The following is a 24,183-nucleotide window of genomic DNA, read 5'->3' as shown; positions in this document are numbered from 1 at the left end:
CACCGCGTCCAACCTTTGTCTCAATTTGTAACAGGTAGGTCGAGTTTTGGCCTGTAGATGTTACAGATTGAGACATTCCCCCAACCAGGTGCCAAACGTCTCGATCTGTAACAGTTAGACGTTCTCCAGGGCCCTAAACATTACAGATTTAGACAAATCAGCAGCGCCCAAGCATTCGTCTCGATCTGTAACAGGTAGACCGGTTTTTTGTCCCTAAACGTTAAAGATCGAGACAAATAGACACGCGACGGCGCTGCGACAGCCCATCCCCTACTCCCATTCCTGCTCATAAATATTGAGCGACTTCACGTAGCGCCCCTGGGCGCCCATGATGTCGCGGACCAGGCGCAAAAAGAAGCTGATGCACGAGGTGTCGAAGCCATCTTCCAGGTCTTCCGGATGGACGGCGCCAGGCCCGTCGATCGCCGTATCGCTCAGGCGCGCTATGTCGTAGAGGTAGAGCTGCCCCGCCGTCAGCCAGACATCGTCGACGCAGGCGAGGCGCACCGCAATCGCACCGTCGCTCCAATGCTCCTTTTGCACGATATGCGGGTCGTAGACATCAAAGCGACGGTCGGTGCGCGTATCCTTCAGCGCAACCATGCCGTTCGCAGGATCCTTGTCCAAAATGCCAAAGCGCGAGAAATACTGTGTGTCGCGCACCTGCTCGAGCCGCTTGAGCGAGGCAGGCGAAAGCGATGCCGGCGGCTCATCAACATACAGCTCGAGCAGCGTCTTGCCATGGCGATAGGGGCGCTCAAAGAGCAGCCAATCGGTAAATGCCATGTTGTAGGCCATGATTTCGTTTTGCGAAGGCTCGGTGCAATAGCCGAGCCACGGGTCGACAATGATCTCGAACTGCTCGCGCGCCGGCTCCAAAAACTGAAACTTCCGCAGCATCCAAAAATGGGCCATGTCGGCAATATCGTTGCCGACGGCTTCGGCCAGATGCGCTCGGTCTAAAACGTGGTCAGTCACGGCATCCTCCTCAAACTAATGGATCTCAATTTGAGCTTACGCGGAGGGTGGGCAGCCACGACCAGCGCGGGCAAAATAGGCCTCCGGCTGCAAACCAACTGCTGACCAATCACTTGACGGGACACTTGACCGAATGAGCGCACCGCAACAAAACCGCAGGTAAACATAGACGGCCAACCCGCTCTTTTGAGCCAGATGCCCGTAGCCACCACAGAAAGAGCAGAGTAGCACAGTCGCAAACGTCGACGAATGAACACTTGCACGTCGGCAAATGACAAAGTCGCCTGCAAACCCGCAAGGAGTGTCCCCGAATGCCGGCACATAAGGAACGTCCCCAGCTGCCGGCACTTGGGGACGTTCCTTTTGGGCCGGCCGTTGGGGACAGCCCTTGACGATTCAATTGTGGACAGCCGCCTTATAGCTCCAGCGCCTCGGCTACTTCGGCAGCGCAGGCCAGGGCGTCGGCCATAGCGTTCACCACGAGCGAGCTGCCGTTACGAGCGTCACCGGCAACATACACCGGCGCGGCATCCGCGGCGACGCCGTCGACACGCGCCGCAAGATGCGAGCCCTCAGCGGCCATCACAGGCAGCGGACGAGCAGTAGTGGCAACGGGCACGCCAACGGCGTCGAACGCACTGTGCTCCGGGCCCGTAAAGCCGCAGGCGATGAGCACCAGCTGCGCCGGCACCTCGTGCTCGGAGCCCGCGATGCGCTCGGGCTTTCCCGCCGACCAGTCCAGATCGACCACGCGCAGACCCGCAGCCGCACCCTTCTTGTCCAGCAGCACCTCGAGCGTATCCACGCCCCAGGCACGCATCTCGCCGCCCATGGCAGCGATGGCCTCCTGCTGGCCGTAATCGGTCTTCTTCACGTTGGGCCACTGCGGCCAGGGGTTGCTCGCCGCGCGCGCATCAGGCGCCGCCGGCAAGAACTCAAACTGGCGCACGCTGCGCGCACCCTGACGTACCGCGGTGCCCACGCAGTCGTTACCGGTATCGCCGCCGCCAATGACTACGACGTCCAGGCCGCGTGCATCGACGACAGGCTCGCCGCCATCGAGCACCGAGACGGTCGAGGCCGTCAGGTAGTCCACGGCATACACCACGCCGGGTGCGTCAATATTCTCAGCAGCCAGTCCACGCGGGGCGCGAGCACCGGCAGCCACCACAACGGCGTCAAAGCCATTGAGCTTGGCCGCCACCGCAGGGTTCGTAACGTCAGCACCCAGCTCGAACACAATGCCCAGCTCGCGCATAAGTGCCACGCGACGCTCGACAACGGACTTCTCAAGCTTCATGTTGGGAATGCCGTACATGAGCAGGCCGCCCGGGCGGTCGTCACGCTCAAATACCGTCACACGGGCACCGCGACGTGCAAGCTCCCATGCAGCCACCAGGCCAGCCGGGCCAGAGCCAATCACAGCGACCGTGGGCGCATCCTCCCCTGCCGGCTCAAAGCGGCGCGGACCACCATTTGCCCACTCATGGTCGCTGATCGCACGCTCGTTGTCATGGATCGTCGTGGGTTGGCCATCGACCGAACCCAGGTTGCACGCGGCCTCGCACAACGCCGGGCACACGCGACTCGTAAACTCGGGCATGGGCGAGGTGAGCGACAGGCGCTCGGCAGCCTCATCCCAGCGGCCGCGGTACACCAGCTCGTTCCACTCGGGAATCAGGTTGTGCAGCGGGCAGCCGCTCGGGCGTGCCTTGCCAAAGCTCGCGCCCATCTGACAAAACGCCACACCGCACATCATGCAGCGGCTCGCCTGGGCACGGCGCGCATCGTCGTCGAGCTCCACGTACAGCGGATCGAAATCGCGGCTGCGCTCCTCCACGGGGCGAAGCTCGTGGGTCACGCGATCGATATCAAGAAAAGCACCGGGCTTACCCATGGCACTTACGCCTCCTTCTTGGTCGAAGCAACAGAGCTGGCGGTGGCGGGCGCAGCGCCAGCGACACCACCCGACACATCAAAGCGAGCGACATCCGCGGCACTCGCGCGGCCGGTCACAATGTCAAACGCCAGCTCCTCGGCCTGCGCATGCGTCTTGCCCACGGCCTCGGCGGCGGCGACAATCGCCAGCACGCGCTCGTACTCGGTTGGAATGACCTTCACAAAGTGCTTGCTCATCGTCTCAAAGCTGTAGAGCAGCTTAATGCCGCGCGGGCTCTGCGTCGCGTCCACGTGCTCCTGGATGAGCGCACGAATCTGCGCAAGCTCACCGGCCGTCGGGGCTTTAAGCTCAACGCTCTCGTGGTTCACACGGGCATCGAGCGTGCCGTACTGGTCAAAGACGTAAGCCACGCCGCCCGTCATGCCGGCGGCGAAGTTCTGCCCGACCTCGCCCAGGATGAGCGCCAGACCTCCCGTCATGTACTCGCAGCCATGGTTGCCGCAGCCCTCGACCACCACGGTGGCACCGGAGTTGCGTACGCCAAAGCGCTGGCCGGCCAAGCCGTTAATGAAACCGCGACCGCTCGTGGCGCCAAAGAACGCAACATTGCCCACGATGATGTTCTCGTCGAACTTGTAGGTCGCATGCGGGTTGGGGCGCACCGACACCTCGCCGCCCGAAAGGCCCTTGCCAAAGTAGTCGTTGGCGTCGCCGCACACGTTGAGCGTAATGCCGCGCGGCAGGAAGGCGCCAAAGCTCTGACCAGCCGAACCATCGCAATCGATGGTGATGGAGCCGGCGGGCAGGCCCTCGGGATGCGCCTTGGTCACCGCGTTGCCCAAGATGGTGCCCACGCAGCGGTTGACGTTGGCGATATCGGCGCGGAAGCGAATCGGGCGCAGGTGCGCACGGGCATCGGCCGTATAGGGCACAAACAACGTGGAGTCGAGCGTCTTGTCGAGCTCGCTGTCGGCAGCCATCTGGGGCAGGAAGTGACGACCGTCGGCGCCCGGAATGTGAGCACCGAACTCGCAGGTCGCGCTCGCCAGAACGGGCGACAAATCGAGCAGGTTGGCCTTGCGGTTGCCCGGGACCTCGATCTGGCGTAAGCACTCGGGATGGCCGACCATATCGTCGACGGTACGGAAGCCCAGGCTCGCCATGACCTCGCGCAGCTGCTCGGCAACAAAGAGCATAAAATGCTCGACGTGCTCGGGCTTACCGCGGAAGCCATGACGCAGGCGGCAGTTTTGCGTCGCGATGCCGGCCGGGCAGGTGTCCTGCTGGCAGTCGCGCTGCATGAGGCAACCCATGGAGATGAGCGGCATGGTCGCAAAGCCAAACTCCTCGGCACCCAGCAGGCAGGCGACGGCGACATCGGTACCGTCCATGAGCTTGCCGTCGGCCTCGAGCACCACGCGCGAGCGCAGGCCGTTTTGCAGCAGCGTCTGCTGAGCCTCGGCAAGGCCAAGCTCCAGCGGCAGGCCGGCGTGCCAGATCGAATCGCGCGCCGCGGCACCGGAGCCGCCGTTGTGGCCGCTGATCAAAATCTTGTCGGCAGCGCCCTTGGCCACGCCGGTGGCGATGGTGCCGACGCCGGCCTCGCTGACCAGCTTGACCGACACGCGCGCGCCGGGGTTGGCGTTCTTAAGATCGAAGATAAGCTCTGCCAAGTCCTCGATGGAGTAGATGTCGTGGTGCGGCGGAGGCGAAATCAGGCCGATGCCGGGCGTGGACTGACGGACCTCGGCAATCCAGGGGTAGACCTTCTTGCCGGGCAGGTGACCGCCCTCACCGGGCTTGGCGCCCTGGGCCATCTTGATCTGAATCTCGAAGGCGCTGCACAGGTAGCGGCTCGTCACGCCAAAGCGCGCGCTTGCCACCTGCTTGATGGCGGAATTCTTGGAGTCACCGTTGGCCAGCGGGGTCTCGCGACGCGGATCCTCGCCGCCCTCGCCCGAGTTGGAACGACCGTGCAGGCGGTTCATGGCGATGGCCATGCACTCGTGTGCCTCTTTGCTGATGGAACCGTACGACATGGCGCCGGTGTTAAAGCGGCGGACGATGTTGAGCGCGGGCTCCACCTCGTCGAGCGAAACCGGCGTGCGACCGTTGGCATTAAAGTCCAGCAGGTCGCGCAGACGCACGGCACGGCAGGTGCGGTGCAGGCGGGCGCTGTACTCCTTAAAGGTGTCGTAGCTGTCCTCGCGGCAGGCGGTCTGCAGCAGGTAGACGGTCTGCGGGTCGATAAGGTGATCCTCACCGCCGAGCGGGCGCCACTTGGTCAGACCCAGCGTGGGCAGCTGATCGGGAGCCGGGCTCTTAAGGATAGCGAGCGCGGCGTCGTAGCGCTCATTCTGCTCGCGCTCGACGTCCTCGACACCCATACCGCCCACACGGCTCACCGTGCCGGCGAAGTACGCGTTGACGAACTCCGGAGTGAAGCCCACGGCCTCGAAGATCTGCGCAGAGTGGTAGCTCTGCACCGTGGAGATGCCCATCTTAGACATGATGGAGACGATGCCGGCGGTCGCAGCCTTGTTGTAGTTGGCGATGCCCTGCTCGGCCGTCACGTCCAGGTCGCCGCGTGCCGCCAGGTCGCGGATGCACGCATGTGCGTTGTACGGATAGATGCCGCTCGCGGAGTAGCCCACCAGTGCCGCAAAGTCGTGCGGGGATACAGCGTCGCCGCACTCCACCACGATGTCGGCAAAGGTACGCACGCCGGCGCGGATCAGGTGGTTGTGCACGCAGCCCACGGCGAGCAGTGACGGTACGGGCACCTCGCCCGCAGCGGCACGATCGCTCAACACCACGATGTTCACGCCGTCGCGGACCGCGGCCTCAACGTCCTCTGCAAGCTGCTTGAGCGCAGCCTGCAGCGCACCCTCGCCGGCATCGCGGCGGTAGACGGCACGGAAACGGCGGGTCTTAAAGCCCACGCGGTCGATGGCGCAGATACGCTCGAACTCCTCCTCGCTCAGCAGCGGACGCTCCAGGCGCACCAGCTGACAGGCCGTACGGGAGTCCTCGAGCAGGTTGCCGTGGTTGCCCAGGTAGAGCGTGGTCGAGGTGACCATATGCTCGCGAAGAGCGTCGATGGGCGGATTCGTGACCTGAGCGAACAGCTGATAGAAGTAGTCAAAGAACGAACGCGTCTTCTTGGACAGGCAGGCCAGCGGCGCATCGATACCCATCGAGGCGAGCGGCGCCTTGCCCTGCTGGGCCATGGGACGCACGACCTCGTCAACATCATCCCAGTGATACCCGAGCTTGGCCATGCGCACGGCGGCGGGCACCTCGGCATCCTCGGCGGACGCGGGCGCGGCGGGCTTGTCGAGTGCGTCGACGGTCAGCGTCTCCTCGGCGATCCAGTCGCGATAGGGCTTTTCCTTGGCATAGCGGGCGCGCAGCTCGTCGTTGTAGATGACGCGCCCGCGGGCAAAGTCGACCTCGAGCATCTGACCCGGCCCCAGACAGCCGCTCGTCAGGATGTTCTCGGGGCGCACCTCGATGGTGCCCACCTCGCTCGCCAGCATAAAGCGGCCGTCGCGCGTCACGTAGTAGCGAGCCGGGCGCAGGCCGTTACGGTCGAGGGCGGCACCCAGCGTGCGACCGTCGGTAAAGGCGATGGCGGCCGGGCCGTCCCAGGGCTCCATGAGCATGGACTGGTAGGCGTCGTAGGCGCGACGTTCCTCGCTCAGGCTGTCGTTGTGGTCCCACGGCTCGGGCAACAGCATGGATGCGGCGCGCGTGAGCGGGCGACCGTTCATGACCAAAAACTCGAGCACATTGTCCAAAATTGCAGAGTCGGAGCCCTCGCGGTTGATGATGGGCATCACACGCTCAAGATCGTGCTGCAGCACGGGGCTGTACAGGTTGGGTTCGCGGGCGCGAATCCAGTTGACGTTGCCCTTGAGGGTGTTGATCTCGCCGTTGTGGATGATAAAGCGGTTGGGGTGCGCACGCTCCCAACTGGGCGTGGTGTTGGTGGAGTAGCGCGAGTGTACGAGCGCCACGGCCGTCTTGACGGCGGCGTCGTTGAGGTCGATGAAGAAGCGGCGCATCTGTGTGGCGACCAGCATGCCCTTGTACACGATGGTGCGCGAGCTCATGGAGCACACATAGAAGATCTTGTTGCGCAGGGCAAACTCGGCGTCAGCCTTCTTCTCGATGGTGCGGCGGCACACGTACAGGCGGCGCTCGAAGGCGTCGCCGGCGGGCGTGTCGTCCGGACGGCCCAGGAAAGCCTGCAAGATGGTGGGCATGCAGGCGCGGGCTGTCTCGCCCAGGTCGTGCGGGTCGACCGGCACCTCGCGCCAAAAGAGCAGCGGCACGCCGGCCTCGGCGCAGCCCTCCTCAAACACGCGGCGGGCATCCTCTACGCCCTTGTCGTCCTGCGGGAAGAACAGCATGGCCACGCCATAGTCGCCCTCTGCCGGCAGAATCTGGCCGCACTTTTGAGCCTCTTTGCGGAAAAAATGATGCGGAACCTGGAACAGGATGCCGGCGCCGTCGCCGGTGTTCTTCTCGAGTCCCGTACCGCCGCGGTGCTCCAAGTTGACCAGAATGGACAGCGCGTCGTCCAGAATCTGGTGATGGCGCTCGCCGTTGATATCGGCAAGCGCGCCGATGCCACATGCATCGTGGTCGAATTCGGGGCGATAAAGGCCCTGCTGCTGAGCGGAATCTGCCTGCATCGCGATCCTCCCCTAGGTGTTAGACAGTCAGTTGACTAGGCATACTAGGTGCATCGCCGGCCCGTTGTGTTTCCCGCCCGTTTCGAAACAATCGCGTAACGCACGCCCTACGAGTGGACACCGCCGACCTCAAGGACGGCAACAAGGGCCCAAGTTCGACCTGTAAACTCACCGCTTCAAACATCTCAATCTGTAACAGGAGGAGCCGATTTTGGCGCTTAGATGTTACAGGTTGAGATTTTCTGCAGGACAGTTTTGGCTTGTCTCGATCTGTAACACGAAGGGCCGGTTTTTGCAGCTAACTGTTACAGATCGAGATTTTCCATAGGACCATTTCTTCCTGTCTTGATCTGTAACACCTATACCCAATTTCCATCCCTAGTTGTTACAGATCAAGACATTTCGGCAATCCCCTTTCACCAGCCTATCCAAATACAACAATTTTGTTAGTCTTGGTTAACTTTTTAGCCTAAAACAGGTATCCTTTGCGGCGTCAAACAAACGGCACGCAGGAGCGCACCATGCTCAACCATCTCAAACAACACTTTGGCTCGCACCGCACCGGAGGCCACGGAGGTCTGGATATCGCCCGGCACATCGGCCCCGGGCTACTCGTGACCGTCGGCTTTATCGACCCGGGCAACTGGGCCTCCAATATGGCCGCGGGCTCGCAGTTTGGCTACGCGCTGCTGTGGATCGTCACGCTGTCCACGATTATGCTCATCGCGTTGCAGCACAACGCGGCGCACCTGGGCATCGCCACGGGCACCTGTCTTGCCGAGGCCACGACACGCTACCTCCCCCGCATCGTGGGACGCGCGGTACTCGCCAGCGCCTATCTCGCGACCATCGCCACCGCCATGGCTGAAGTCCTGGGCGGTGCAATCGCGCTTCAAATGCTCTTTGGCCTGCCCGTGCGCGCGGGCTGTGTCATCGTGGCGGCAGTATCGATGGCGATGCTCATGACAAGCTCCTACAAACGCGCCGAACGCTGGATCATCGCCTTCGTAGGCGTGGTAGGACTCTCGTTTTTGGCCGAGCTCACGCTGGTCAAGGTCGACTGGCCGCAGGCCGCCGCAAGCTGGATCACACCCAGTATGCCCACCGGCTCGGCCGCGATTATCGTGAGTGTCCTGGGTGCGGTCGTTATGCCACACAACCTCTTCCTGCACTCCGAGGTCATCCAATCCATGCACTTCGAAGGCCAAGGCGAGCAGGTTATCGAAGAGCGTCTGCGCTATGAGCTCTTCGACACGCTCTTTTCGATGGGCGTGGGCTGGGCAATCAACTCGGCCATGGTCATCCTGGCCGCAACGACCTTCTTTGCGCACGGCATTGTCGTAGACGACCTCGCCGTCGCAGCGGCCACGCTCTCCCCCATCTTGGGCCCGGCGAGCTCGACCATCTTTGCGGTAGCGCTGCTGTTCGCGGGACTATCGAGCAGCGTGACAGCGGGCATGGCGGCGGGAACCATCACCGCGGGCATGTTCGACGAGGAATACGACATCCACGACCGACATTCCTCGATCGGGGTGGCGGCCTGTTTCGCCGGCGCAGTGGCGGCGTGTCTGGTCATCCCAAATCCTTTTGAAGGTCTCATCTGGAGTCAGGCGCTGCTGTCGCTTCAGTTGCCGATTACGGTCTTTGTGCTCATACGACTCACCAGTTCGCCCCGCGTTATGGGCAAATACGCCAACTCGCGCCCGCTCAACGCGCTGCTCGTAGGGATCGGCGTCATCGTGACGATTCTCGACATCGTGCTGCTAACGGGGATGTAATTGGGATAGCGTGGCTGTCCAGATATAACGTCTCAATCTGTAACACGTAAGGCCGTTTTAAACCGTCAGATAAATCAAAAGGGTCCCGGCCGAGAATTCGACCGGGACCCTTGGACAGAGCTATGTTCGGCTTTCGCCGTGTGCCTGCGAGTTACTCCTCGACGAGCTCAAACTGATCGGGACCAACGCCACAGACCGGGCACACGTAGTCCTCGGGCAGCTCGGGCGTGTCGACCTCAACCTCATAACCGCAAACGGTGCACACGAACTTATACGTCTTCTTCTCCTCAGCCATGATATTCTCCTCTCGAACGTGACTGCTGGTGTACTTACTTATTAGTATATATTCTCAATAATATAATGCAAGTATTTTTAGAACATTTCTAGCCTTGATACGACGAGGCTTTGGGCGGCGTCTTGCCCTTTAGCACCTTGTGATAGTAGTCGTACGTCAGCGGCGTCTCGTCGCTCAGGCGCTCGGCATCCTCGACCTCGCCAATAAACAGCAGATGCGTGCCCACATCCACAGTGTCGATCAAACGGCAGCTAAACAGGGCCGCCGCGTGCTCGGGCACATAGGGCATGCCCAGAGCCGTCTCGCGGGTCTCGTATTTGGCAAACTTGTCATAATCGCTGCTGGTGCGGAACCCAAAGTTACCGATGTAGAGCATGTCGGCGGTCTGATCGATCACGGTCAGCGCGAACGCTTTGGCCGATGCGATGACGCCCGAGGTGACATTGTCCTTGTTCACGGCAACCGAAATACGCGGCGGCATGGACGTCACCTGCACCGCAGTATTGATGACGCAGCCGGCGCGCAGCCCGTCTGCCGCAGCGCTCACCACGTACAGACCGCTCGGCATGGTAAAGAACGCAGTTTTGTCCATAACGATCACTCCCCTAGCTCGGGTTGGAACCTCATGAATGTATGTACCCACAAAAAAGGCGGCACCCATTACGGACGCCGCCTTTGAGACATATGTGTCAGAACAGTAAGAAAGATGAGACGCCCGCAGTTGCGGTGAAATAGGGACTGAATAGCCCCTCAAATAGGCAAAACAGTCCGTATTCCACCGCAACTTATACAGAGTGCCTAGCGGTTGCGTTCCTTAAGGGCGCGGTCGATCTCGCGTTGGACATCACGCTTGGCCATGTCCTCGCGCTTGTCGTAGAGCTTCTTGCCGCGACCCAGACCCAGCAGCAGCTTTACGCGGCCGTCGGTATTAAAGTAGAGTTCCAACGGAACCAGCGCATAACCACGGTTGCGAAGTTTGCCGTCAAGAAAGTCGATCTCCTTGCGGTGCAGCAGCAGACGGCGCCGACGGTCGGGATCGCGATTCCACACGCCACCATGGCTATAAGGGTGGATATGCAGGCCGACGAGCCAGCACTCCCCGCCGCGGATCAGCGCGAAGGTATCGGTGATCTGGCAGGCGCGCTCGCGAATCGACTTGACCTCGGTGCCACTCAGTTCAATACCGCACTCAAATGTCTCATCGATAAAGTACTCGTGATGTGCCGAGCGATTCTTGGAAATGAGTTTGCGCTCGCGCTTACTGGGCATCGCCGGCCTCCTTGGCGCCGTCGGCGTTTGAGCCCGCAGTCTCGCGCTTTGCCTTGCGCTCGGCATTGAGCTCGGCATCGCTCTCGCGCACCAGTTTGATAATCGCCGCGCAGGCCTCCTCGCCCACCAAGTCGCGAGCACGTACCGTCAGGCGCGTCGCCTCCTGCTTGTCGCCGTCGCTTGCAGCATCGGTCGCGCACATAATCAGGCAGATGGCAATCTCGGCCGAAGGCGAGGTCGGCACGCCTTGCAGGGCCAATTCACCCATCACGTGGTCGTCGCTCTCATCAGCGGCATCCGGATAGGTGGTATGGATCTTGTTGAGCAGGCGCGTCGTATGCGCATCGTTGGGCGCCAGGCGCAGCGCCAGACGCGCGCAGCCCACGGCAGCCGAAACGTTCTCGGTCTCGGGCTCCAAGAAGTACTGACCTAGATTGGCGTAAGCGCGGGCGGCGCACTTGCCATCGCTTGCACGCTCCAGCACCGAGAACGAGAGCGATGCCCATTCCTGCTTGTCCTCGAGTGCACGGAACAGCTCGGCCAAATCCAAGCGATAGTTGCAGTTCATGGGGTCCCAACGCACAGCCTGCATCAGGGCATTACGAGCGCTTACATAATCCTGCTGGCGAATGTAGGCAAACGCCATGTCAGAGTACAGGCGGTCAAACGGCACCTCGACCTGCACGAGCTCGCGCGGATCCTTCTCCACGCGGCGATAGGCCAAGCGCTCAAACTTGCTATCGAAGCTAAAGTATTGACGCTTCTCCTCCGTCTTGCACTCAGCATCAATATACTCCTCGGCGAGCTCCACCAGACGCTCCAGCAGCGGCGTCGCCGTAGCCAGGTCGCCCTGCGCCAGATAGTTCTCGGCATACGTGATGTCTTGCAAGCTGATGGGCAGATCCATGGCTACTCCTCGATCTGAGCGAAACACGGCAGGCGCCGTATATACGGTCAATACACAAAACCCGGGTCTCTTACGAGGCCCGGGCGTTCAATTTTGGTAGCCCGTACCAGATTCGAACTGGTGATCTCCGCCTTGAGAGGGCGGCGTCCTAAACCGCTAGACGAACGGGCCATATGTAGCAAATGCAATGGCTGGGATGGAGGGAGTCGAACCCCCATTGACGGAACCAGAATCCGCTGTCCTGCCATTAGACGACATCCCAATGACTGCATCGCTGCGCTCGGCTGTGCCTTTGCGCAAGAAAGAAATATACGGGAAGTCTCGCCGTGACGCAAGCCCCAATTTTGACTTTTTTGAAATTCAGTCAAATTGGCCTAATTTAGTCCAACCCGTGAAGGACCTGTGAAGCCAACCGCTGTACACGAAGGGCAAAACGCCGTGAGCGGTAGCCGTCAACCGTTGGCAGATTCTACCGTGAAAACGATAGCACCAGGCAACACAATCGAAGTATCAATGATCGCGTAGATATCGAGGCACCATGGACGAAGAGCTTGATTACCTATGGGAGACCCTGGGCCTCGAGATCACTGCCGACCTTTGGCCCGAACGGGACAAAATTCACCCCACGTTACGCCCCGCCATTACTGTGGTGCAGGCAAAATACCGCCATGCATCCTTTTTGATCATGCGGATGTCATGGCACGCGGGACTCCCCGACCTTAAGCGAATCCAGGCAAGCCTCGTCGAGTTGTCCGGTATGCCGACCGTCATATCCGAGGCGCACCTGGAGCAGCGCCAGCGCGAGCGACTGCAACAGCAGCGGATTCCCTTTATCTGCCCCGGCGTTCAGGCATATCTGCCCTTTATGGACGAGGAGTACTGGAGCGGCAAGCCCAACAAACACGTAAAGGTCTACGATCCGCACGAATGGGCACAGCTGGCGGACTGACTGGGGCAGGCCCGCCGGCGGAAAGTGCGTCCCAGATTTCAAGCTCAAACTGGTCCCTACTTTCCCGTCGAGCCCTCAACCGGAAACCGTGTCCCGCAATCGAAGCTCAGAATGGGACGTGCTTTCCGCAACCGGCCACTTTGGGAAAGTGCATCCCATTCTGGAAGCGAATTCCGGGTCGCACTTTCCGCAGCCGCTACAGCAACGCCTCGGCCCAAGCCGCTTCCCTAAAGCCGGGAATCGCAAAGTCGTCGCCCACCAGCAGCGGACGCTTGACCAGCATGCCGTCGGTCGCCAGCAGCTCGTAGCACTCCCGATCCGTCATGCCCGCATCCAGACGCGCCTTCAGGCCCAGCTCTCGATATTTCATGCCCGACGAATTAAAGAAGCGCCGCACCGGCAGCCCCGAACGAGCAATCCAGGTCGCAAGCTCATCAGCCGTGGGATTGTCCAAAACGATATCGCGATCGATATACTCTACCCCATGTTCGTCCAGCCATGCCTTGGCCTTCTTACAGGTCGAGCACTTGGGATATTCAACAAGCAGTACGGTCATGGGAATCCTCCGAATATAGATCGGCCAACGCGAGCACACGCCACACGAGGCGCCTTCGTATGATGGGCCAATTGTAGCCCACGGGTCACACGCTAAACGAACCGTACCCCGAATCCGCGTTTGATGAACGGCAGTAGCTCCATTGCCTCGGGCGTGATATGGCCCGCAACGTTCATGCGCTCGTCACCGGGAAGATCGACCCGCGCAATCTCAAGCTCGCCTTCGTAGCGCCCATATCCGCTATTGCTCACAGCGATCGACCCCGCCTTTCGCGGCAGGCCGGCTCCGGCATCCGTCGGCACGGAATCCGGCTTAAGCGTCGTACGTGACTCCTGAGACCTAAAGATGAAGACGCTCGAGTCGGGCCGGTCGTGATGAATCTGCCCGCGCGCATAGGCATAACCGGGCTCAAGCTCGCATTGCAGGTCCACGTATCCGGCGGAAACTTGAGCAAACTGCGCCCAGCCCGCATCGGATAGATCGGGGTCGCCGACCAACACAATGTCGCAATCGGCGCCATGTGCAAGCTCAAGCATATTGAGAGCAACCTTTGACGCGCGACCGCGCTGCGCCTCGACCGTCGGCAGTCCCTCGAATACCGGCCCGCGAACGTTAGCATCACCCGGCACAAAAGCCATGATTTCGAATCCAAGCGCCGCAAGACGAAGATTCACCCGAGCAATGTCCTCCAGAGCTAAACCGGTATAAGGCTTGGGGTAAAAATTGTGGCAGGCGGCAAAACGAGTCACATCGGCACCAGCCTCACGCCACGATGCGATTTCATCAGAACTCACCGTCGATGCATTGACCACAATGTGAAATACACCGGACAGCTCCGCGACCCGCTGGGCGCTAAAGCCATAGTCCAAACGAAGGTATTCCAACCCCAGATCGCGCAGGTCCTCGATGCGCTCAAGCCCGAGCAAATCGCACGTGCGAGGCCCCACATCGGCAATGAGCGCAATGCCGCGGGCGGAAAGCAGCGACAGCACATGACGGACCTTATCGGCATACGCCACTCCCCCATCCTCGGGAATATGCAGCGAGGTGAACGCATAGCGCGCACCCGCCGCGGCACCATGTTCAATCGTCCGCTCAATATCCTGCAGAGGGCTGGAAAGATAAATCGAAATACCCGTTTTCACGCTTCAACGCTCCTTTAAAAAAGGCCGGCGGAGCAGCTAGCCCCGCCGGCACAACCATAACATCAAGAAATCTGCCGCGCGCCGCGAACCCCGAGCAACACGGCTCGCGATATCAAACTACTCGCCAAAGAACTCGTTGATCTTCTGCTCGTCGACACCGAAGAACCACGTCAGGACAAAGCCGGCGGCATAGGCAAGCAGCATAGCGGCAACGTAGCCGAGCTGCTGGCCAGGAACGACGATCAGCAGGCCAAACAGACCGGAAACGCCCTGAGAAACCGTGCCGATGTGAAGCAGCGCCGCGAGCGCGCCGCCAAATCCGGCACCCAGGCAGGCCGTCACAAACGGACGAACGAGCGGCAGCGTAACAGCATACATCAGAGGCTCGCCCACACCCAGGATTCCAACGGGAATGGACTCTGCGACGTACTTCTTGAGCTTGGCGTTCTTGGTCTTAAAGTACAGCGCCAAACCGGCACCGACCTGGCCGCCGCCAGCCATCATAAGGATGGGAAGCAGGTAATTGATACCCTTGGTAGCGCCGTCGGGATCGTTGAGCATAGCGTGGATCGGCGTGAGCGCCTGATGCAGGCCGACGGACACCAGCGGCAAGAAGCCTGCCGACAGGATATAGCCGCCCAGGACGCCCAGCTTCTCGAAGATAAAGGTCAAAACGCTAAAGATGGCAGTCGTCAGCCATGCGCCAACCGGCTGGATGACGAGCATCAGAGCAAAGGCGCCGATGATGAGCACCAGTAGCGGAGACAAGAACGTGTCGAGTGCGTTGGGCATAACCTTGCGAATCTGACGCTCCATCCAAGCAAAAAATGCGCCAGCGATGAGAGCCGCGATCATGCCGCCCGCTGCGGGGTTGTACTGCGCACTGGTGAGCGGCAGCAGAATGGCAGTGGCAGGATCAGCCGCGCCAGGCGCAAGCAGGGGCATGGCACTGTTGGCGATACACATCATGCCGGCGATGCCGCCCAGCGCAGCGGAGCCACCAAACTCACGTGCCGCGTTATAGCCCACCAAGATGGGCAGATAGGCAAACAGGGCCCAGCCCATGGAACGAATGCCCTGGTACCACCACTCGCCTGCAAGCGCGCCTGCCGTCGAGACGTTAATGACGTTGCAGATACCGTTGATGAGGCCAGCCGCAATGATGCCGGGAAGCAGGGCGACGAAGACATTGGAAATCTTCTTGAGGAAGGCCTGAACCGGCTTAGACTCGTACTTGGCCTTCTGCGCGGCCTTGTTTGTGGCCGCAGCGTCAACCACGCTCTCGTCGGCAACGCCTTTCGCAAGGCCAGTGAGCTTGGAGAACTCCTCGAGCACCTTATTCACCTTGCCCGGACCCAGCACGATCTGCATCGTGTCGTCCTCGACCAGGCCCATCACGCCGTCGAGTGCCTTAATGCCCTCCGTGTCGACGTTGCCCGCGTCTTTGACGGTCACGCGCAGGCGCGTCATGCACGCCGCGTTTGCCAGCACGTTGTCTTTGCCGCCCAAAAGGTCCAGCAGCTTTTGAGCCAGCTCTTTGTTCGTCATAACTCCTCCTTGTATTGGGTATCTCGTCTGGATGTCATATCAGCTCGCGCCGCGCACCTATTGGGCATCGGCATTGCTTTTCTCATGGCCACTCACCGCAGCACGGACATGGCCTCGCGCCCGCTCAAGAGCTACCGTAGCCTGCTCGGCATCGCAGTCCAGCAGTATCGAGACAATAGCGGTTTTTACGTGGCCGCCGGCATCTGCAAGCGCCTGAACAGCGCGCTCGCGCGTGCAGCCGGTCGCCTCCATCACGATGTTCTGCCCGCGCACCACCAGCTTCTCGTTCGTCTGCTGCACATCGACCATCAGGTTTTGGTATACCTTGCCGATCTTGACCATGGCACCGGTCGAAATCATGTTGAGAATGAGCTTTTGAACCGTTCCCGCCTTGAGCCTCGTTGAGCCGGTCAGCACCTCGGGACCGGGCACGGGCTCAATGGCAAGATCTGCGCTCTCCCCGATCTTCGACCCTTGGTTGCAGGCAATTGCAATGGTCTTGCACCCAGTTGCCTTGGCGTACACAAGTCCGCCCACCACATAAGGAGTACGGCCGCTTGCCGCCAGGCCAACGACAAGATCCTTGTCCGAGAGCCCACGCTCCCGCAGGTCGCTCGCGCCAAGCTCCTCGCTGTCTTCGGCACCTTCGACAGCCTTGATAAACGCCGTCTCGCCTCCGGCAATGAGCCCGACAATCAGATCGGGTGACACGCCAAACGTGGGCGGACACTCCGAAGCGTCGAGTACGCCCAGACGACCGCTGGTGCCTGCGCCCATGTAAAAGACGCGCCCTCCGCGCTCGAGTGTCTCAGCAGCCCAGTCGATTGCTGTGGCAACCTGGGGCAACACTTTCGTGACCGACTGGACGGCACGAAGATCCTCATCGTTCATCGTCGTGACGATTTGCAGCGATGTCATCGTATCGAGGTCCATTGACCTTTGATTACGCTGTTCGGTCGTGAATTTTGTTAAATCGAGCATTTCATTCACCTCATCTTTCCTGTTTCTCGATGTAGTTTTGCTTAATGACATGCGTCGCCCGTTCGTAGTCGCTGGCAACGTAAGCAGCGTACAGGGCATCGACAACCATAAGCTGGGCCATACGCGAAGCCATGGCACCGCTGCGGACCAAGGGTTCACTCGCAGCGACGCCGAGCACGGCATCGGCCATGGTGGCAAGCTTGGATGATCCATCTACTTTGGTAACGGCCACGACGGGACAGTTGTGACGTTGAGCCTCGGCGGTGCAGTCCAGCACCTCTTGCGTCAAGCCCGAGTAGCTAAAGGCGATTGCCATATCGCCCTCATGCATGTTCTTGGCACATAAGAGCTGATCATGCCAGTCGTCGTACAGATGGCACTCTTTGTCGACACGCATGAGCTTTTGCGCCAGGTCGTGCGCGACCAAACGAGAGGCACCAATACCGAACAGATTGACCGCGCGTGCCCGCTTAAGACGGGCCGCGCATCGCTCCAAGACGGTGTAATCGAGCGTTCGCGCCGTCGCCTCAATCGTGCGCACGTTGCTTTTCATCACCTTCCCCACGATACGTTCGACGCTGTCATCCATGGAGATGTCCTCGAGGGCTACGTCTTTCTTGTCACCTAAGAGCGCCAGCTCGGCAATCAGTTCGCGCTGGAACTCCTTGTAGCCCGCAAAACCCAAACGCTTGCAAAAGCGCAAAATGCTCGAGGGCGAGGAGAACGTGACATCGGCAAGACCGCGGACGGACAGCCCGACCACCTCGTGCGGATGAGCGCTTACATATGCGATGACATTGCGTTCCGCCGGGCTCGCGCTGAGCTCACGCTCGCGAAGCCGCAAAAGCAATCCGTTTGCCATCTCAAACACCTCCGTTGAGAAGAATTAAAGACCAACGAACGATTCGTACCGGATACAAACAGCTTTTGCGGTACATTGTGCCGCATCGTGGCGCACAAAGGGCGAGCGTTCTACCGCTCGCCCCTCAAATCCGACCGCTCGGAAATACGCGCGACACAAAATAATTCAAAGAGGTTGCATTATCAGAAACGGGTTTGTTACCGGCTAGCGCCTCGCATGGGCGCCGATCGGCCGAGTCGCATGGCGCACCAACGCCGCTGCCAGCAATACCAACAGCATGGCGGTGACATAGCCCGCAGCATCGAATCCTAAATCGATAACGTCGAAATGCCTGCCGGGAACAAAGATCTTATGCACCTGATCGCCAACGGAGCAGGCGGCGCAAAAGAGCAATACGGGCACGCAACGGGAGCATACGCTCCACGGACGCCTGGAAAGGCAAACCACGACCACCGAGGCGAACAACCCGACGAAGAAAAATTCTACGGTATGGGCAACGCGACGGACGTTCGTGCCCACCCACATGCGAATGGAAGCAAGTCGGCCAGACCGGACATTCGAGGCAGCCGAATCGGTGCCCCCGGTCATTCCGTTCTCCGCCTGAGCTTCACCCGTGGCATCGACAGCCTGAACGCCCGTAGCCTGGCCCTCCACCACACGCGCGGTAGACTCGCTCAGCAACGACGTCTCCGCCGCGTCTTGCTCCGTCAGCACCCAGATACCCGCCAGCGTTGCAGCGAACAGAACGATCGCGGTCCATCCGATTATTTGTTTTATGCGCGCCAAGGGCCAACCTCCTTTTTTTGAATATCAGCGAGTGTAGCCCCAAATGACATCGTCACCGTATCAATATTTGAATCGCAACAGGAAGCGACAAAGCGACGCAAAACCCTACCCCGCCTCGCGCATCCAGCGATCGAACGTCCCCACGCACACGCCCAGGCACTTTGCTGCCTGGCTGCGGGTAATATCGCCCGCCTCATAGCTATCGCGCACCAGCTCAAACTGAGGAGGGCATGGCTTGCGAGGTCGACCGAAACGGACCCCTCGCGCCCGCGCCGCTGCAATCCCCTCCGCCTGGCGCCGATGGATATTCTCGCGCTCCACCTGCGCCACGTAGCTCAGCAGCTGCAGCACAATATCAGCAATCAGGGTGTTAGTCACATCCGGCGCGCCGCTGGCCCTGGCGCGCGTGTCAAGCAATGGCATATCCAACACCACAATGGCAACCCCGAGCACCTTGGTAATGCGTCGCCATTCCTCAAGAATCTCGGAGTAATTACGGCCAAGTCGGTCGATAGAAAGCACCACCAGCACGTCCCCGTCTCCCAGGACGTGCAGCAGCTCGCGATAACGCGGTCGATCGAAGTCCTTGCCGCTCGCATGGTCGGCATAAATATTCGCCGAGCCCACGCCATAGGCGCCCAGCGCATCCAGCTGCCGATTAAGATTCTGATCGCGCGAACTCACCCGCGCATAACCGTACACCGTCGCCATCTCATCCCCGCTTTCTTGTAAACCTGCCAAAAGAGACAGGTTTATTTTGGTAGGTTTTACCTCTCAAATAGCAGGTAAGCGGGCGGCCGAGCAGACGGCAAGGTAGCCACGATTCAAATGCGAAGGGCGGTCCCGAAAGGCCGCCCTCCGCTCCCCCACCATGAGTCAGGATTTGGCTAATGGATAAGCTTAAAGTCCAAGTGCCCACGCGTGGTATTGACGCGCGAGACCTCGATAATCACGCGCTGCCCCAGCTCGTAACGAGTGCCCGTGTCGGCACCTGTGAGCGTGAGCGCGTCCTCGTCGAACTCGAACCACTCGTTGCCCAGACTCTTGATCGAAACCAAGCCTTCGACCTGCGTTAGGTCCAAGCGCACAAAGAGGCCCATGCTGCTAACCCACGAGACGGTTCCGGCATAGCGCTCGCCCAGACGGTCCTCATAGTACTGGGCAATCTTGATCTTTTGCGTCGCATGGCTGGCGGCATCTGCCGCGCGCTCGGCATCGCTGCATGCGCGGCAGATCTGCGGCAGAATGCGCGGCAGTGACTCGCGCCCCTTGCCGATCAGGCGCGGCGTACGGACCAGGGCGTCCTTGCCGCCCAGCTGCTCATAGGCCAACTGCAGCTTGAGTACGCGGTGCACCACCAGATCGGGGTAGCGACGGATGGGACTCGTGAAGTGACAGTAGCACGGCGCGGCGAGCGCAAAGTGGCCCTCGTTGCGCGGCTTGTACAGCGCGCGCTGCATGCTGCGCAGAAGCAGCGTGTTGACGAGCGGTGCGTTGGCCGTACCGGCGGCAGCATCGACTGCAGCCTGCAGCTCATCGGGACTCCCCAGGGCAATTCCGGCAGCACGGCGATCGTCGATGATGCCTAGCTGCGCCAGCGCAACGGCGGCACCGTGCAGGCTATCGGGGCTCGGATCCTCATGCACGCGATAGCAGGCCTCGATATCACGGTCTGCCAGCCACTCTGCAACGCACTCGTTGGCGAGCAGCATGGCTTCCTCGATAAGCGACGTGGCACACGAACGCTCACGCGCCACAATCTGCACGGGTACTCCGTCCTCACCCAACAGAGCGCGAATCTCGGCCGTGTCAAAATCGACTGAGCCGCGGGCGCGACGGATACGACGGCGGAGTTCGGCGAGTTCGTTGGCGGCGACAAGGAAATCGCCGAGGTCGACGTTGTAGCCGCGGGCGGCCTCCTCGCACGCAAGACCGCGCTCAAGCGCTTCCTCGCGCGAGGTCTCGGCAGCCGCAACATCCTCGGCCGCACCCTCCAGCACCGAATACTCAACCGCGCCGGCACGCACCAGCAGCGCCTCGGCGCCGTCATAGTCCATACGCACACGCGAGCGAATCACGCTGGGGTACGGATCGTAATGCCGCACGCGACCCTGCGCATCGAGCTCGATATCGACGGTAAACGCAAGACGGTCCTCGTCAGGGCGAAGCGAGCACAGGTCACAGGACAGGCGTTCGGGCAGCATGGGAAGCACGCGATCGGCCAGATACACCGATGTCGTACGATGACGAGCCTCAAGATCGATATGCCCGTCCCAAGCCACATAGTGTGAAACGTCGGCGATATGCACACCTAGCTTGTAGCCACCCTCGGGCGTGCGCTCCAGCGAAATGGCGTCGTCAAAGTCGCGCGCGTCGACTGGGTCGATCGTGATGACAAAGCGGTCGCGCAGATCGCGGCGGAGCGGGTCCTTAAGCGCCGCGGACACATCGAGCGAAAGCCCCTCGGCCTCGTCCAGCGCGGCCTCGGGATAGCTATCGGTATAGCCGTAACGCGCCATCACATATTGAACGCCCAAATCGGGCGCGTCATCTCCGCCAATGCGGCGTTCGATCGTCACAGTGCCCGATTCCAGGCGCGTCGGGTAGGTCAAAATGCGCGCGACAACGGCATCACCCGGGTGGACACCCAGACGATCCGCCGAGGTATCCTCGGGCAAAATGAAGAAGTCAGCCTTCAAGCGCGAATCGAGCGGCTCGATCACACCGAGCGGACCGGCGGTCTGGTACGTACCCACCACGCTTATGGCTGCGCGCTCAACCACGCCTTCGATCACGGCGCGCCGCTCACCGTGCGGGCTGTTCTTAATGCTCACGGCAACGGTATCGCCGTCCATGATCTCACGCTTGCCGCGACCCATGACCTTGTAGTCGCCATTCTCGGTTATGACATAGGCACTGTGCTCATGGAGCTGCACGCGCCCGGTCAGGCTCGGACGGCGTTCGCTGCGCACCGGCCCGCGCTTATTGCGAGCTCCACGCTTATGCTTGTTATTGCGCCCCATGGCGCCTCCTAACTATCGATTGCGAACTCCAAAGAGTCTACCCAGATGATTCGCTTTCCTGCCGTCCCCTAGGGATCAAAAAACGGGCCGCCCCATAAGAGACGACCCGTTGGAAGGGATGAATTCCAGGCATGCCTACACGCGCAGGTAGCGACGCATGGCGATGGCAGAACCAAAGAGGCCGATAATCACGCCGACCAGAATCAGCGCAGCATAGGTCACCAGGTAGTACTGCATCGGCAGGGCAAACGACATCCAGCCGATGCTCTCCTGCAAACGCGGAATCATCAGATTGCGCAGCAGCTCCAGAACGCCGATGGAAAGTAGCGAGCCCAAAATGGCCTGCAGTACGCCCTCGGTGATAAACGGGCCGCGAATGAAGCCGTTGCTGGCGCCGACCAGACGCATAATCGCAATCTCACGACGACGCGCCGTAATGGACAGGCGAATCGTGTTGTTGATAAAGATGAACGCGATAAAAGTCAGCAGGCCAACGAGCACCACGGCGGCGATGCGGATGTAGTTGGTCACCTGGAACAGGCGGCTCACTTCCTCCTGGCCGTACAGCACGCTCGCGTTGACGTCGCCGTCATCCGCGATCTTCTGGAAATCGGCATCCTTCTTGAGCTTCTTTGCCGTGCTCTCGACCTTGGACGGATCGTCCATCTCAATAGCGAAGGAAGCCGGCAGCGGGTTCTGGCCATCGAGCGCGCTCATGGTGGCGTCGGCGTTGCCCGACATCTTGCTCGTATACTCGGCCAGCGCGTCGTCCTTGTCCTTATAGGTCACGGACTTGACGTTATTCCACGTCTTAAGCTCGGCCTCAAAAGCCTGAACATCGGCCTGATCGGCGTCATCACTAATGAACGCGTTGATGACAACCTGATCCTCGACGGTGCCGATCACGGAGTTCAGCATCGCAGAGCCCATGATGAACAGGCCGATGATAAACAGCGAAAGGAAGATCGTGATGACGGCGCCGAGCGAGGTAGTCCAGTTACGGAAGAAGTGGCTGATTGCCTCTTTGAAGGAGTAGCCCACGTTAGTTGGTGCCATAGTTGCCGTAACCTCCCCTCTCCTGGTCGCGGATAACGTGGCCGCCCTCGAGGGCGATCACGCGACGGTGCATGCTATCGACCATCTCGCGGTCGTGCGTGGCGACGATCACGGTGGTGCCGGTGCGGTTAATACGCTCGAGCAGCTTCATGATGCCCAGCGAGATCGCCGGGTCGAGGTTACCCGTGGGCTCGTCGCAGATCAGCAGCGGCGGACGGTTGACCATAGCGCGGGCGACGGCAACGCGCTGCTGCTCGCCACCGGAAAGCTGGTCGGGCAGCGAGTCCATCTGATCGGCCAGACCGACCAGACGCAACACCTCGGGCACCTGGCTGCGAATGACGCCCTTGGGCTTGCCGATGCACTGCAGGGCAAACGCCACGTTTTCGTAGGCGGTCTTTTGCGGCAGAAGCTTAAAGTCCTGGAACACGGCGCCAATCTGGCGGCGCAGGAACGGAACCTTGCGGTTCTTGATCTTCATGAGATCCTGACCGGCAACCAGGATGCGGCCGCTCGTCGGCTTGACGTCGCGGTTGAGCGTCGACAGCAGCGTGGTCTTACCCGAGCCGGAGTGACCGACCAGGAAGACGAACTCGCCCGGATAGATCTCGATGTTGATGTCGTCGAGTGCAGGCTTGTTGGGCTGTGCCGGATAGATCTTGGTGACATGCTCCATAAGGATGACGGGCTCGACACCGGCCTGCTTGGCCATCTTCTTGCGGCTGGCCTGCGGATCGATGGGCGCAAACACCGACGTAAAATCGGGGTTGTTGAGCGCGTTATCGAGGCTTGCGACCTCGGCTGCCTGATCGCTCTCGACCACCGGGGCAGCAGGCTGCGTGGGGTCGGGAATAGCGGCAAAGAGACCGGACTGCGCAGGCTGAGGAGCCGGCGTCGCAGGGGCCAAGGGGTCGGGAATGCCGGCCATGGTAGGCTGCGGCGTGGCGGCACCAGCCTGAGGCTGCTCCACGCGAGCGGTCACGGCCTGAACGGGCTCAAAACCCGCCGTGCCGGAAAGCGCGACATCGCTGGTTGGATTGTAGGCAAAGGGATCGGATGCCGGCTGTGCCTGATCTGCCGGCTGAGCGGGGGCCTGAGCAACAGGCTGGCCCTCTGAATCCGGAGTGGCGAAACGACTGCCCTGGACGCCTGCCTGCGTCTTGGGGGCATCATCGCCCGCACCGGAGGTACGGAAGTGGTTACCCACTGGTGCTCCTTATCGTCGTGCGTTTAAACTACATGAGCGCTTAGTATTTTAGCAGTATTAGCTTTGCTGCACATAAGAAGCATGGCGTGCTTAGGGATCCCGTCGGCCGGGCACAGGGCTACTCTCCAAATCGTCCTCGGACATGTCGGAGCCCCCGCTGCGCGCTTCGCGCGGCGGGGGCTCCTCCGTCCTGCGGAAAGATTTGGAGAGTAGCCCTGTGCCCGGCCTGCGATAACTAAGGGG

Annotated in this window: 19 protein-coding genes and 2 tRNA genes; 2 read left to right on the top strand and 19 right to left on the bottom strand. The window is 60.7% G+C overall.

The window, feature by feature from the left end; all coding sequences use genetic code 11:
• Positions 1 to 270 precede the first annotated feature (270 nt).
• From AAAX75_RS04915 to gltB, 3 genes are all read right to left on the bottom strand, one after another.
• Complete coding sequence (locus tag AAAX75_RS04915; RefSeq protein WP_349091277.1) at positions 271 to 978, bottom strand: hypothetical protein; 708 nt, start codon at positions 976 to 978, stop codon at positions 271 to 273.
• A 415-nt stretch (positions 979 to 1,393) separates the two neighbouring features.
• Positions 1,394 to 2,875, bottom strand: a complete 1,482-nt coding sequence (locus AAAX75_RS04910) for a glutamate synthase subunit beta (protein WP_349091276.1) — start codon at positions 2,873 to 2,875, stop codon at positions 1,394 to 1,396.
• Positions 2,876 to 2,880: 5 nt separating this feature from the next.
• A complete protein-coding gene (gene gltB / locus AAAX75_RS04905) occupies positions 2,881 to 7,578 on the bottom strand; it encodes a glutamate synthase large subunit (RefSeq protein WP_349091275.1) in 4,698 nt (1,565 codons plus the stop codon).
• A gap of 521 nt (positions 7,579 to 8,099) precedes the next feature.
• Here gltB and AAAX75_RS04900 point away from each other — a divergent pair.
• Positions 8,100 to 9,356, top strand: coding sequence for an Nramp family divalent metal transporter (locus tag AAAX75_RS04900; protein ID WP_349091274.1), 1,257 nt, complete (start codon positions 8,100 to 8,102; stop codon positions 9,354 to 9,356).
• Positions 9,357 to 9,507: 151 nt separating this feature from the next.
• Here AAAX75_RS04900 and AAAX75_RS04895 read toward each other — a convergent pair whose 3' ends face one another.
• The 6 genes from AAAX75_RS04895 to AAAX75_RS04870 all read right to left on the bottom strand — a co-directional run bounded on the left by AAAX75_RS04895 (position 9,508) and on the right by AAAX75_RS04870 (position 12,089).
• Positions 9,508 to 9,651, bottom strand: a complete 144-nt coding sequence (locus AAAX75_RS04895; RefSeq protein WP_035137395.1) for a rubredoxin-like domain-containing protein — start codon at positions 9,649 to 9,651, stop codon at positions 9,508 to 9,510.
• Between the two features lie 88 nt (positions 9,652 to 9,739).
• Entirely contained in the window at positions 9,740 to 10,243 is a 504-nt protein-coding gene (locus tag AAAX75_RS04890; RefSeq protein WP_117746556.1) for a flavin reductase family protein, read from the bottom strand.
• A gap of 206 nt (positions 10,244 to 10,449) precedes the next feature.
• Positions 10,450 to 10,920, bottom strand: a complete 471-nt coding sequence (gene smpB, locus AAAX75_RS04885; RefSeq protein WP_006235325.1) for an SsrA-binding protein SmpB — start codon at positions 10,918 to 10,920, stop codon at positions 10,450 to 10,452.
• Positions 10,910 to 11,827 (bottom strand): hypothetical protein, encoded by a 918-nt coding sequence (locus AAAX75_RS04880; protein WP_035137397.1) that lies wholly within the window; start codon positions 11,825 to 11,827, stop codon positions 10,910 to 10,912. The genes smpB and AAAX75_RS04880 overlap by 11 nt, the downstream gene beginning before the upstream one ends.
• Positions 11,828 to 11,921: 94 nt before the next feature.
• Positions 11,922 to 11,998: transfer RNA gene (locus AAAX75_RS04875), tRNA-Glu, on the bottom strand.
• A 17-nt stretch (positions 11,999 to 12,015) separates the two neighbouring features.
• Positions 12,016 to 12,089 (bottom strand) — tRNA-Gln (locus AAAX75_RS04870).
• A 276-nt stretch (positions 12,090 to 12,365) separates the two neighbouring features.
• On the opposite strand from AAAX75_RS04870, the gene AAAX75_RS04865 reads away from it, so the two are divergent.
• A complete protein-coding gene (locus AAAX75_RS04865) occupies positions 12,366 to 12,776 on the top strand; it encodes a hypothetical protein (protein ID WP_349091272.1) in 411 nt (136 codons plus the stop codon).
• 196 nt (positions 12,777 to 12,972) lie between these two features.
• On the opposite strand, the gene AAAX75_RS04860 is transcribed toward AAAX75_RS04865, so the two are convergent.
• The 10 genes from AAAX75_RS04860 to ftsE all read right to left on the bottom strand — a co-directional run bounded on the left by AAAX75_RS04860 (position 12,973) and on the right by ftsE (position 23,940).
• Positions 12,973 to 13,332 carry an arsenate reductase family protein gene (locus tag AAAX75_RS04860; protein ID WP_349091271.1) on the bottom strand — a complete coding sequence of 120 codons (360 nt, stop codon included), beginning with the start codon at positions 13,330 to 13,332 and terminating at the stop codon, positions 12,973 to 12,975.
• A gap of 92 nt (positions 13,333 to 13,424) precedes the next feature.
• Complete coding sequence (locus tag AAAX75_RS04855; protein ID WP_349091270.1) at positions 13,425 to 14,477, bottom strand: MupG family TIM beta-alpha barrel fold protein; 1,053 nt, start codon at positions 14,475 to 14,477, stop codon at positions 13,425 to 13,427.
• A 117-nt stretch (positions 14,478 to 14,594) separates the two neighbouring features.
• Positions 14,595 to 16,025 carry a PTS transporter subunit EIIC gene (locus AAAX75_RS04850; protein WP_195625107.1) on the bottom strand — a complete coding sequence of 477 codons (1,431 nt, stop codon included), beginning with the start codon at positions 16,023 to 16,025 and terminating at the stop codon, positions 14,595 to 14,597.
• Positions 16,026 to 16,082: 57 nt separating this feature from the next.
• Positions 16,083 to 17,006, bottom strand: a complete 924-nt coding sequence (gene murQ / locus AAAX75_RS04845) for an N-acetylmuramic acid 6-phosphate etherase (RefSeq protein ID WP_347479467.1) — start codon at positions 17,004 to 17,006, stop codon at positions 16,083 to 16,085.
• A 10-nt stretch (positions 17,007 to 17,016) separates the two neighbouring features.
• Positions 17,017 to 17,868, bottom strand: a complete 852-nt coding sequence (locus AAAX75_RS04840) for a MurR/RpiR family transcriptional regulator (protein WP_055310345.1) — start codon at positions 17,866 to 17,868, stop codon at positions 17,017 to 17,019.
• 204 nt (positions 17,869 to 18,072) lie between these two features.
• Entirely contained in the window at positions 18,073 to 18,654 is a 582-nt protein-coding gene (locus tag AAAX75_RS04835; RefSeq protein WP_349091269.1) for a VanZ family protein, read from the bottom strand.
• A gap of 105 nt (positions 18,655 to 18,759) precedes the next feature.
• Entirely contained in the window at positions 18,760 to 19,365 is a 606-nt protein-coding gene (locus AAAX75_RS04830) for a recombinase family protein (RefSeq protein ID WP_195919687.1), read from the bottom strand.
• A gap of 176 nt (positions 19,366 to 19,541) precedes the next feature.
• Positions 19,542 to 21,677, bottom strand: a complete 2,136-nt coding sequence (locus AAAX75_RS04825) for an RNB domain-containing ribonuclease (RefSeq protein ID WP_349091268.1) — start codon at positions 21,675 to 21,677, stop codon at positions 19,542 to 19,544.
• 135 nt (positions 21,678 to 21,812) lie between these two features.
• On the bottom strand, positions 21,813 to 22,733 hold the full coding sequence (gene ftsX, locus AAAX75_RS04820) for a permease-like cell division protein FtsX (RefSeq protein ID WP_117769462.1): 921 nt from the start codon (positions 22,731 to 22,733) through the stop codon (positions 21,813 to 21,815).
• Positions 22,720 to 23,940, bottom strand: a complete 1,221-nt coding sequence (gene ftsE / locus AAAX75_RS04815; RefSeq protein WP_022094244.1) for a cell division ATP-binding protein FtsE — start codon at positions 23,938 to 23,940, stop codon at positions 22,720 to 22,722. Before ftsE ends, ftsX begins: the two co-directional genes overlap by 14 nt.
• Positions 23,941 to 24,183 lie beyond the last annotated feature (243 nt).

The sequence above is a fragment of the Collinsella sp. CLA-ER-H7 genome (assembly GCF_040092345.1).
GTDB lineage: Bacteria > Actinomycetota > Coriobacteriia > Coriobacteriales > Coriobacteriaceae > Collinsella.
Note: the sequence above shows the minus strand (reverse complement) of the source record. Positions and strands in the feature narration are given on the sequence as shown.

Coding starts and splice junctions, on each gene's coding strand:
- AAAX75_RS04910 (WP_349091276.1), bottom strand. CDS start 2,875: ATGGGTAAGCCCGGTGCTTTTCTTGATATCGATCGCGTGACCCACGAG.
- gltB (WP_349091275.1), bottom strand. CDS start 7,578: ATGCAGGCAGATTCCGCTCAGCAGCAGGGCCTTTATCGCCCCGAATTC.
- AAAX75_RS04900 (WP_349091274.1), top strand. CDS start 8,100: ATGCTCAACCATCTCAAACAACACTTTGGCTCGCACCGCACCGGAGGC.
- AAAX75_RS04895 (WP_035137395.1), bottom strand. CDS start 9,651: ATGGCTGAGGAGAAGAAGACGTATAAGTTCGTGTGCACCGTTTGCGGT.
- AAAX75_RS04890 (WP_117746556.1), bottom strand. CDS start 10,243: ATGGACAAAACTGCGTTCTTTACCATGCCGAGCGGTCTGTACGTGGTG.
- smpB (WP_006235325.1), bottom strand. CDS start 10,920: ATGCCCAGTAAGCGCGAGCGCAAACTCATTTCCAAGAATCGCTCGGCA.
- AAAX75_RS04880 (WP_035137397.1), bottom strand. CDS start 11,827: ATGGATCTGCCCATCAGCTTGCAAGACATCACGTATGCCGAGAACTAT.
- AAAX75_RS04865 (WP_349091272.1), top strand. CDS start 12,366: ATGGACGAAGAGCTTGATTACCTATGGGAGACCCTGGGCCTCGAGATC.
- AAAX75_RS04860 (WP_349091271.1), bottom strand. CDS start 13,332: ATGACCGTACTGCTTGTTGAATATCCCAAGTGCTCGACCTGTAAGAAG.
- AAAX75_RS04850 (WP_195625107.1), bottom strand. CDS start 16,025: ATGACGAACAAAGAGCTGGCTCAAAAGCTGCTGGACCTTTTGGGCGGC.
- murQ (WP_347479467.1), bottom strand. CDS start 17,006: ATGCTCGATTTAACAAAATTCACGACCGAACAGCGTAATCAAAGGTCA.
- AAAX75_RS04840 (WP_055310345.1), bottom strand. CDS start 17,868: ATGGCAAACGGATTGCTTTTGCGGCTTCGCGAGCGTGAGCTCAGCGCG.
- AAAX75_RS04830 (WP_195919687.1), bottom strand. CDS start 19,365: ATGGCGACGGTGTACGGTTATGCGCGGGTGAGTTCGCGCGATCAGAAT.
- AAAX75_RS04825 (WP_349091268.1), bottom strand. CDS start 21,677: ATGGGGCGCAATAACAAGCATAAGCGTGGAGCTCGCAATAAGCGCGGG.
- ftsX (WP_117769462.1), bottom strand. CDS start 22,733: ATGGCACCAACTAACGTGGGCTACTCCTTCAAAGAGGCAATCAGCCAC.